The sequence below is a fragment of the Pseudomonas sp. UV AK001 genome, assembly GCF_046097675.1.
In the GTDB taxonomy this organism is placed as follows: domain Bacteria; phylum Pseudomonadota; class Gammaproteobacteria; order Pseudomonadales; family Pseudomonadaceae; genus Aquipseudomonas; species Aquipseudomonas kribbensis.
The window spans coordinates 372,096-381,454 of record NZ_JBJUVZ010000007.1; the positions used below are offsets into that span (position 1 = coordinate 372,096).

Annotated in this window: 10 protein-coding genes; 5 read left to right on the forward strand and 5 right to left on the reverse strand. The window is 59.2% G+C overall.

Features of this window, described 5'->3' with window-relative positions:
• Positions 1-7: 7 nt before the first annotated feature.
• On the reverse strand, positions 8-940 hold the full coding sequence (locus tag ACKLNA_RS20730) for a chemotaxis protein CheV (protein WP_065258844.1): 933 nt from the start codon (positions 938-940) through the stop codon (positions 8-10).
• Between the two features lie 82 nt (positions 941-1,022).
• Here ACKLNA_RS20730 and flgA point away from each other — a divergent pair, with 82 nt between their 5' ends.
• The 4 genes from flgA (at position 1,023) to ACKLNA_RS20750 (ending at position 3,617) form a co-directional block, all read left to right on the forward strand.
• Positions 1,023-1,784: a flagellar basal body P-ring formation chaperone FlgA gene (gene flgA, locus ACKLNA_RS20735; RefSeq protein WP_408986939.1), complete on the forward strand. Its 762-nt coding sequence runs from the start codon at positions 1,023-1,025 to the stop codon at positions 1,782-1,784.
• A gap of 160 nt (positions 1,785-1,944) precedes the next feature.
• Positions 1,945-2,271, forward strand: a complete 327-nt coding sequence (flgM, locus tag ACKLNA_RS20740; protein WP_065258846.1) for a flagellar biosynthesis anti-sigma factor FlgM — start codon at positions 1,945-1,947, stop codon at positions 2,269-2,271.
• A gap of 48 nt (positions 2,272-2,319) precedes the next feature.
• Positions 2,320-2,787, forward strand: a complete 468-nt coding sequence (locus ACKLNA_RS20745) for a flagella synthesis protein FlgN (protein ID WP_408986927.1) — start codon at positions 2,320-2,322, stop codon at positions 2,785-2,787.
• A gap of 95 nt (positions 2,788-2,882) precedes the next feature.
• A complete protein-coding gene (locus ACKLNA_RS20750; RefSeq protein WP_114884861.1) occupies positions 2,883-3,617 on the forward strand; it encodes a flagellar brake protein in 735 nt (244 codons plus the stop codon).
• Between the two features lie 75 nt (positions 3,618-3,692).
• On the opposite strand, the gene ACKLNA_RS20755 is transcribed toward ACKLNA_RS20750, so the two are convergent.
• The 4 genes from ACKLNA_RS20755 to ACKLNA_RS20770 form a co-directional block, all read right to left on the reverse strand.
• Positions 3,693-5,063: an MFS transporter gene (locus tag ACKLNA_RS20755; RefSeq protein WP_408986928.1), complete on the reverse strand. Its 1,371-nt coding sequence runs from the start codon at positions 5,061-5,063 to the stop codon at positions 3,693-3,695.
• Between the two features lie 68 nt (positions 5,064-5,131).
• A complete protein-coding gene (locus ACKLNA_RS20760; protein ID WP_408986940.1) occupies positions 5,132-6,373 on the reverse strand; it encodes a glutamine synthetase family protein in 1,242 nt (413 codons plus the stop codon).
• 219 nt (positions 6,374-6,592) lie between these two features.
• Complete coding sequence (locus ACKLNA_RS20765; RefSeq protein ID WP_085711010.1) at positions 6,593-7,285, reverse strand: sensor histidine kinase KdpD; 693 nt, start codon at positions 7,283-7,285, stop codon at positions 6,593-6,595.
• Entirely contained in the window at positions 7,282-8,886 is a 1,605-nt protein-coding gene (locus ACKLNA_RS20770) for a tetratricopeptide repeat-containing response regulator (RefSeq protein WP_085711011.1), read from the reverse strand. The genes ACKLNA_RS20765 and ACKLNA_RS20770 overlap by 4 nt, the downstream gene beginning before the upstream one ends.
• A gap of 225 nt (positions 8,887-9,111) precedes the next feature.
• Between ACKLNA_RS20770 and ACKLNA_RS20775 the strand changes: the two genes are divergently transcribed.
• Positions 9,112-9,357 carry a hypothetical protein gene (locus ACKLNA_RS20775; protein WP_408986929.1) on the forward strand — a complete coding sequence of 82 codons (246 nt, stop codon included), beginning with the start codon at positions 9,112-9,114 and terminating at the stop codon, positions 9,355-9,357.
• Positions 9,358-9,359 lie beyond the last annotated feature (2 nt).

Consider the following 9,359-nt stretch of genomic DNA (forward strand, 5'->3'; position numbering starts at 1 on the left):
AAAGTCCCTAGCTGATATCTGCTGCTTTGATCCGGTCGACTACCCGGGATGCCAGGTCATCAGGACGGAATTTGGCCAGGAAGTCATCGGCACCGACCTTCTTGACCATCGCCTGGTTGAACACACCCGACAACGAAGTATGCAGGATGATATGAAGCTTTTGCATGCGAGGGTCGCCGCGGATTTCCGCCGTCAGGGTGTACCCGTCCATCTCCGGCATCTCGATGTCGGAGATCATCATCAGGAACTCTTCTTCCGGCTTCTTGCCCTCATCGACCAGCTTGCGCAGGTAATCCAGCGCCTGCTTGCCGTCGTTCAGCGCCACCACTTCGACGCCGACCGTCTGCAGGCAACGCGTCACCTGCTTGCGCGCCACCGACGAGTCATCGACCGTCAGCACCCGCAACGACAATGCCTTGCTCTGTGTCTCGACATCAACAACGCCGACCGAAATCGCTTCCGGCGTCGGTGCGACTTCCGCCAGCACCTTCTCGACGTCGATGATTTCGACTAACTGATTGTCCACCCGAGTCACAGCGGTCAGGTAATGATCGCGACCGGTGCCCTTGGGTGGCGGATGGATCTCTTCCCAGTTCATGTTGACGATACGTTCCACCGAGCGCACCAGGAAACCCTGGGTCTTGGTGTTGTATTCCGTGATGATCACGAACGGACTGTTCTTGTCTTTCAACGCACCGGAGCCGGTCGCCATTGCCAGATCGAGGATCGGAATGGTCGCCCCCCGGATATTCGCCACCCCGCACACGACAGGACTGGACTTGGGCATCAACGTCAGTTGCGGGCACTGCAGCACTTCCCGAACCTTGAACACGTTGATCCCGTAGAGCTGCTGGCCGTCGAGACGGAACAACAACAGCTCCAGGCGATTCTGCCCTACCAGTTGCGTGCGCTGGTTCACCGAATCCATTACACCAGCCATGCCCAGACTCCTACACCAACGCCAAGTGTTGTTGCGACGCACATTCATTGCTAAACGGCACGGCGCTTGCTTTTTAACTCGTATGAACACTCAAACGACATTTTTCCGACGCCTGACATCCCCTATCCGCAGAGGACTTTGCGCGATGTCCGCCGTTTGCCTGTTTTTTGCGGGCAGCCCTGCCAGTGCTGATGCGGTTACCTTGCCTGACATGCTTATCGGCGTCACTCAGGGCTTTCTTGAATTCACCGTAGAAGACTATCTGGCCACCAGTCAAACGGAAGGGCGTTATGAAATCGAGGTCAAGCAGCTCGATCCGCGCATGCGCATGCCTATGTGCGACAAGGAATTGACAGCGTCCCTGGAGAGTCCGGGGCGTCCTTTGGGTCGAGTGACAGTCAAGGTCCGTTGTGAAGGCGCATCGCCCTGGACCGTGTTCGTACCCGCTCAAGTCCGCCTGTTTCGCGAGGTCGTGACCACCACTCGCCCGCTCAAGCGCGCCGGGATCATCGAGCCCCAGGACGTGACCCTGCGCGAGCATGATGTCAGTCAGATCAATCAGGGCTTCCTGACGTCGGTGGATGAGGCGATCGGGCAGAAATTGACCCGACCAACGGTCGCCGATCAGGTGATTACCCTTGTGCATCTGGAACAGGCGGAAGTCGTTCGCAAAGGCGATCAAGTGGTGATTACCGCCCGTAGCGGCACACTGGCCGTGCGCATGCCGGGCGAAGCCCTGTCCAATGGCGGCCTGAAAGAACAGATTCGAGTGAAAAACCTCAATTCCCAACGGGTCATCAAGGCGCAGGTCATGGCGCCGGGCCAGGTGGAAGTGGCCATGTAAAACAGGCTAGGAGAAAACTGGCGCCGACCCCGGCTGTTCCCTAAACTGTGCCGCAGCAGGATCTGTACGGCGCATGCAGGCTCATTGGTAAAAGAGCCTAAAGTTTTCCAGGGGATGGCCGAGAACATGGCAAGCGTCCAAATTCCCAGAGGTTTTTAACATGGTCATCGATTTCAGCCGTTTGAACAGCTCCTCGTCACTTACGGGCAGTACACGTACCAGCGCGCCCAAGGAAACCGCCGAAAGCGGCACCTCCGCGCCGCTGAATACCCCGGCCGAACAGGCCAGTACCGCAAAAAGCGGGGAATCGGTACACCTCAGCAATGAGGCTCAACAGTTGCAGAAGGTCACTGACAAGCTGCGCGATCAGCCTGCCGTCGACAAAGCCCGCGTGGCCGAGTTGAAAGCAGCGATTGCCGATGGCAGCTATAAAGTCGACAGCAACCGTGTAGCCAGCAAACTGCTCAACTTCGAAGCCCAGCGCTAGGCCTCGGCCTGCGCCAGGCTTTTGGACGCTTAAAACCCAAGGCCAGCCATGCACGACACTACTTTATTGCAACTGATCACCGACGACTTTGCTCCAGCTCAACAACTGCTGGAGTTACTGCATACCGAGTCCCTCGCCTTGCACGGTCGCGACATGCCCCTGCTGGAAGAAATTCTGGCGCGCAAACAGGCATTGATCATTCTGCTCGAGCAGCATGGCCGCAAGCGCAGCGAAATCCTCGCCAGCCTCAATCTGTCGCTCGACCGCCAGGGCCTCGAACAACTGGCCAGCCAGTCGAGCATCGGCGAGCAGTTGCTGAGCCAGAGCGAAGTCCTGACGGACCTGATCGCCCAGTGCCAGGCGGCTAACGTCAAGAATGGCCAGTCGATCGTGATGCAGCAGGCCGCCACGGCCAATCAGCTGAAAATCCTCACCGGTGGCGAGCCTCCCGCGCTCTACGATGCCAGCGGCACATTCTCCAAACTGCAGAAACCGCGCGCGCTCAGCCAGGCGTGATGCTTTCTTCTATGCTTGCGCCCTATCAACGCGCGATACATGCTGGCAAAATACTGGCCAGCCGTAGTCAAAATTTGTCTGGAGATTGATTTAACGTGTCCAATGATGACGCTCCGCAGCCCCCAAAGGTGCTTACCACGCCCCTGGAGATCTCCAGCAATCTGCGCCAGCTGCAAGAGAGCCACGATCCGCTGATCATCACCTTTCACGAGCGCAGCCAGCGCTTCCAGAGCTACCTGATCAAGGTCGACCGGGAAACCGCCACCATTGCCCTGGACGAAATGATCCCGCGCGATGGCGAGCGCTTCCTGCTGGCCGGCGAGCCGTTCAAGGTCGAAGGCTTCCACGAAGGCGTGCGCATCGCCTGGGAATACAACGGCACGCTGGACATCAAGGAATCCGACGGTGACCGCTTCTATGTCGGCGAGATGCCCACCGAAGTGGTCTATCACCAGCGCCGAAACGCCTTCCGCGCGGCGCTGAAGCTGACCGATCTGGTGAGCGTCGAACTGGGCGGCGAAAAGCTCAAGTCGCCGATCGGTGGCAAACTGCTGGATATTTCCGCCACTGGCTGCAAGCTGCGTTTCGAAGGCGACATCACCGACCGTCTGCAACTGGGCCAGGTCTATGATCGCCTGATCGCCCCGCCGCTGTTCGGCAACCAGCCAGCAGCGGTCGAGCTGCGTTACCTGCACTTCGAAGAAAAACTCAACATCACCTTCGCCGGCCTGCGCTTTCACAACATCAGCGGCCCGGCGGCGCGCAATGTCGAGCGTTTCGTCTATCAGTTGCAACGTGAAGCACGGCGCTTCGACAAAGACGATCTCTGATTCGTACGCACCATGAAAAACGGGCAGCCCCTTGCGGTGACTGCCCGTTTTTTTATGCCTGATGTTTTTTCAGGATCAAGGCCTGGCGCCACTGATGTCCGGCGCAGGATTGTCGTTGCCGGCATCAGGGTCCACAGGTGATTCAGGCTCAGTGGTGGCCTCGGGTGCCGGTTCAGGTGCGACCGTGGTCTGCATCTGCTCCTGCACCACTTGCTCGTCGACCCGTGGATCGAGCGCCGCCACCAGCGGCGAACTGGACATGCTGTCCGGCATCGCCACGTGATGCAGCGGTGCGTCGTCGACCTGGTGCAGATTGGTCACGGCTTTCGGCCGGATGCGCCACACCAGTACCAGGGCAAAAAAGGTGAAGAAAGCATACAGGCTCTGGCTGCCGAACATTTTCATCAGCACACCGGCGAGCAACGGCCCGATGCTGGCACCCACCCCGTAGGTCACCAGCAGCATCGCCGTCAGCGACACCCGCCGATCGCCTTCGACATGGTCGTTGGAGAACGCCACGGCCAGCGGGTACAGGCAGAACTGCACCAGCGAGCACAGGAAGCCGACAATGAATAAAATCTCCAGCGGCACCTGCGGCATGATCGCCAGTGGCAATGCGGCTATAGCCAGAAACCCGGCGAAGCAGCGGATCAGCAAGGCCCGGTCATAACGGTCGGACAACCAGCCCAGCGGCCACTGCACCAGCAGCCCGGCAAAAATGCAGGTACCCATGAACAGACCGACCTGCTCGGTGGACAACCCCTGCTGCGATGCATACAGCGGTGCCAGACCGTAGAACGAGCCGATGATCAACCCTGCCCCGAGCACCGTACTCAACGACTGCGGCACGCGCTTGATAAAGAAACGCGGCTCCATCGGCGCCGGATGCAACGGTGCCGGGTGAATCCGCCGGGTCAGCGCCACCGGCACCAGACACAGGGCAAAACACAGGGCGACCAGCATCAGCAGTTCCAGGCCCAGGCCCGGGTGCATGACCAGAATCAGTTGACCGAGCACCAGCCCCAGATACGAAGCAATCATGTAGCCGCTGAACACCACGCCGCGCTGGTTGGCGTCGGCCTGCTCGTTCAGCCAGCTCTCGATCACCATGTACTGGCACATCATGCCGAGGCCGACGATGGTCCGCAGCACCAGCCAGGCCGGCAGCCAGTCCACCAGGCCATGACCGAGCACCGCCGCGCCGACGATGCCCGCACACGCTGAGTAGGCACGGATATGGCCGACCCGGGCAATCAACCGGTGACCGATCTTGCCGCCCAGCACCAGACCGAAATAGTTGGCCGCCATCAACGCACCGACCCACAGTCCGTCGACATGGTCGGCCGCCAGGCGCAACGCCAGATAAGTAGAAAGAAGGCCCGAGCCGATCAACATCATCAGCGAGGCGAAATACAGCGCTCGAAAGGATTTCCAGATTTGGCGCATCGGCGTTCCGAGCGGCTCCTTGCGGTGAGTGTCGGGCTATCGAACGATAGCCCGATGACGACATTTCGTCAGGCCTGGGCTGCCAGAACGCGCCGTTCCCAGGGGGTGATCTCATCAAAGAAACTGGTCAGCTCCATAGTCTTCGAAGCGATGTAGCCTTCGATGAACTCCTTGCCGAACAGTTCCTTGGCCAACTGGCTGCGCTTCAGACGCTCGAGCGCGGCGTGCAACGTACACGGCAGCGAAAGATTGTCCGGCACTTCGAATTCACCCTGGATCGGTGCACTCGGTTCCAGCTCATGCTCAATGCCATGCAGGCCGGCTGCCAGGCTCGCGGCAATCGCCAGGTAAGGGTTGGCATCGGCACCCGGCAAACGGTTCTCGACCCGACGGGCGACCGGCGAACTGGCCGGAATCCGCAGACCCGCCGCGCGGTTGTCGTGGGACCAACAGGCATTGTTCGGCGAGGCGAACGGATGGCACAGGCGCTGGTAGGAATTGACGTTCGGCGCAAACAGCGCGGTGAAGTCCGCCATGCCCGCCTGCTGCCCGCCGATAAAGTGGCGGAACATCGCGGTCGGCTGACCGTTTTCATCGCTGAACACATTCTTGCCGCTGCCGGTCTCGACGATGCTCTGATGGATGTGCATCGAACTGCCCGGCGTATGCGCCAGCGGCTTGGCCATGCAGACCACGGTCAGGCCATGCTTGAGCGCGACTTCCTTGAGCAGGTGCTTGAACAGGAAGGTCTGGTCGGCCAGCAACAGCGGATCACCGTGCAACAGGTTGATCTCGAACTGGCTGACGCCCATTTCGTGCATGAAGGTATCGCGCGGCAGTCCGAGGGCCGCCATGCATTTATAGACTTCACTGAAGAACGGCCGCAGACCGTTGTTGGAACTGACGCTGAACGCAGAGTGACCGTCCTCGCGACGACCGTCGAGGCCGACAGGTGGCTGGAACGGTTGCGTCGGATCCGTGTTCGGGGCGAATACAAAGAATTCGAGTTCAGTCGCCACCACCGGCGCCAGGCCGAGGGCAGCGTAGCGGGCAATGACTTTCTTGAGCTGGCCACGGGTCGACAGGTTGGAGCTCTCGCCGGTCAGCTCATCGGCATCACAGATGGCCAGCGCGCGCGGCTCCTGGCTCCACGGTAGAGGATGGATCTGCGCAGTGTCAGCCACCAGCGCGAGGTCGCCGTCATCGCTGCCGTAGAACCGCGCAGCGGGATAGCCCCCCATGATGCATTGCAGCAGCACCCCCCGGGCCATCTGCAAACGCCGCCCTTCGAGGAAACCCTCGGCGGTCATTACCTTGCCCCGTGGCACGCCGTTCAAATCCGGCGTGACACATTCAATTTCATCAATGCCCGTCAATCGCTGCGCGAGTGAACGCTGGCCATCGGTTGTCATGACGCAATCCTTGTTATTGTGCGAGCCGCGAACGGCGACCCGGACAAAATAGGCTTCAGCTGTTCGGAATATCAAGCAGCGGCCAACAAAAAGAATGCCAGTCGATGAATCCGTGAATCAGGGCAAGTAAATACTGAACACGCCGCCACCCAATGGCCCGCCATTGCGGATCTCGGTACGACCGCCGACACCGTTGCGCTGATGCAGTGCCGCGATGCGCCCGGCAAAGTACAGACCGAGGCCGGTACTGCCACTGCTGTGATTGATGCCCTGCACATAATCGGCCTGGCGCTCGAGCATCTCGACCGGGTAACCGTCGCCGTCGTCGTTGATGCTCAACACCAGTTGCCCGGCCTCGTCGCTGACGGTGATCAGCAGCGATTCACGGGCATAGCGGATCGCATTGTTGATGCAGTTGCCGAGCACCGAGGCGATCAGTTCACGATCGAAGAAACCCAATGGACTGAGCGGGTCGACTTCGTAAGTCGCAACGATGCCGCGACTGGCGAAAACCTCTTGATGTGCCGCCAATTGCGCCTCGATGAAATCGTCCAGTTCGTGATACGCCGGCTGCAACGGCATCTGGTTGACGCCGAGCTTGTACAGCCCGAGCAACTGAACCAGCATGCCGTTGAGGTGGGCGAACTCGAAGTCGATCACGCCCTGCTCCGGCACCTGACGCTGGTCCTCGGGCAGGCGCGCCAGCCATTGGCTGTGGGCCTGCATCAGCATGGCCAGAGAGTTCTTCATGTCGTGCACGGTGGAGGCGATCACCGTGGAAAAATCCAGTGCCTGCTCGTCTTGATTCATTCGCCAAACGCCTTGCTTTTCAGCTTCTGATAACGCGGATAACGCGCGTCGGTGTCGGGCATCAGGCCGACCATTTTCAGGCAGGCCCGACATTCTTCCAGCTCCGCCGAGGGCACACTGGTGTCGGTGCCGTGCAGCAGCGACTGCGCCATGTTCAGCGCAATGCTGATGTTCTTCGGTTGCATCTTCAGCGCCTTGCGGAATACTTCGCGGGCTTCCACCAGGTTGCCGGTCTTGTACACACGCACGCCCTGACGGTTGAGGTCGGCGGCGGCATTACTGGAGCTGAGAATAGTCGGGTCGTCGGTGAGCTTGGCGATGTCTTTCATTACCGTCGGGTCATCACCGTAGATTTCCGCACAGCTCTTGAGCATCGACGTACCCGCCTCGGCCTGCCCCAGCATCTGCAATTGCTTGGCGACCAGCAGCGCCGCCTCGGGACTCATGAACTGCTCCATGCCGTCGAGACGCATCAGCGCTTGCTCGGTGAGCTTCTCGGCAGTTTCGGCGTCGTTGAGCAAGAGACTGGTGGCCTTCATCAGGCGCGCCCGAATCTGCAGGCCTGGATCGGTCGGGTTTTCCTTGGCCACTGCACTTAGGGTGGTGTTGATTTCCAGCCGCGTGCGGGTATCAAGGCCCTTTTCGCTGCCCTTGCTGATCAGCGCGTGGGCAAGACCCAGGTTGCTTTCCGGATCCTTGAAGCGCGACTGCGCACCCTGCGCCACAGCCTGACGGTAGGCCCGCGACGCCGTGTCGAAATCCTCGTTGGCCATTGCCAGTTTGCCGAGCAACGCTTGCCGGCGCACCGCCAGCGGCGACAGGCGAATCGCCTCTTCAAGTGTCCTCTGTGCGCCTTTGGTATCGCCTTCGGCCACAAGGACATCTGCCATGCCGTCGTACAGTGCCGGCATCATCGGAAACACTTTCAGGGCTTTCTCATACACGCCTTTGGCCTGGGCCACCTGACCGCGCTTGAACAGCAACTTGCCCAGTCCGGCAAAGGCCCACGGCAACGGCCGGTCGGCGATGATGCTGTCGTAGAGACGCTCAAGCGCTTCGTTCTGATTCATGTCGCGCAAGGCATCGGCGCGATAGCGCAGGCACAGGGGTGAATAGCGGATGTCCTGCTTGCACAGAGCAATACAGGCGTTGAGCACCTCGACCGGTTTGCCGCGATCGAGGGCCTGCAGAATCGGCTTGAGCAGGGTTTTACGCTGTTCCAGACGTTCCAGACGTTGAGCCAGGCCGATCCGGTTGAACGGCTTGGTCAGGTAGGCGTCCGGCTCATGCTCCAAGGCACTGAGCACCATCGCTTGGCTGGTCTCGGCGGTGACCATCACAAACACGGCTTCGTGACTGATCAGCTTCTCCATCATCAGGTCTTCCAATACCTGCTGACCATTTTTTTTACCGTCACCCAGGTGGAAATCCTGAAGGATGAAATCGTAGGACTTCTGCGCGCACATTTTCAGCGCCTGCTCACCGGTGTCGGCGGTGTCCACGTCCTTGACGCCCAACTCGCGCAACATCGAGCGTACGGAACTGCGGAAATCCGAGAAATCATCGACGATCAGAAAACTCTTTTGGTGATACGACAGCATCGAGGATTTCCAGACAATTGAAGTAGAAGAACCGAGGGCTTTCACAAGCGCGCAGATAATAACTGGAGGCTAAATGCTATCAAGCGATTTCATGCGCAGCCGATGAGATTGCAAGTGCCGATCGGGTTATCGGCCAGAAGTGACGTTCTCTGAAGCAGACACTTCAAGATTCCTTATGCAACAACTGGCCTGCTCGGCTGCTCCCCCTCATAAAAGGCTTGGATCGTGTACATCAAAGGACGCTACATCGTGTCCGCTGGCATTCTGCTGTTTTTCCAGCAGGCAATGGCGACCGGAATGGACTGTACAAAAACGGTAAACGTCGTCGAAAACACCATTTGTGCTGATAAAAGTCTGTATGAACTGGATGCACAAATGGGAATGGTTTATCGGGGATTGATGGAAAGCATCATTGATTTGGCGAGTAAACCTCGGCTAGATCTGGCGCGTTCAATGGATAAGCAGAAATAGAA

Coding starts and splice junctions, on each gene's coding strand:
- ACKLNA_RS20765 (WP_085711010.1), bottom strand. CDS start 7,285: ATGAATCAAGACGAGCAGGCACTGGATTTTTCCACGGTGATCGCCTCC.
- flgM (WP_065258846.1), top strand. CDS start 1,945: ATGGTCATCGATTTCAGCCGTTTGAACAGCTCCTCGTCACTTACGGGC.
- ACKLNA_RS20745 (WP_408986927.1), top strand. CDS start 2,320: ATGCACGACACTACTTTATTGCAACTGATCACCGACGACTTTGCTCCA.
- ACKLNA_RS20760 (WP_408986940.1), bottom strand. CDS start 6,373: ATGACCGCCGAGGGTTTCCTCGAAGGGCGGCGTTTGCAGATGGCCCGG.
- ACKLNA_RS20730 (WP_065258844.1), bottom strand. CDS start 940: ATGGCTGGTGTAATGGATTCGGTGAACCAGCGCACGCAACTGGTAGGG.
- flgA (WP_408986939.1), top strand. CDS start 1,023: ATGAACACTCAAACGACATTTTTCCGACGCCTGACATCCCCTATCCGC.
- ACKLNA_RS20755 (WP_408986928.1), bottom strand. CDS start 5,063: ATGCGCCAAATCTGGAAATCCTTTCGAGCGCTGTATTTCGCCTCGCTG.
- ACKLNA_RS20770 (WP_085711011.1), bottom strand. CDS start 8,886: ATGCTGTCGTATCACCAAAAGAGTTTTCTGATCGTCGATGATTTCTCG.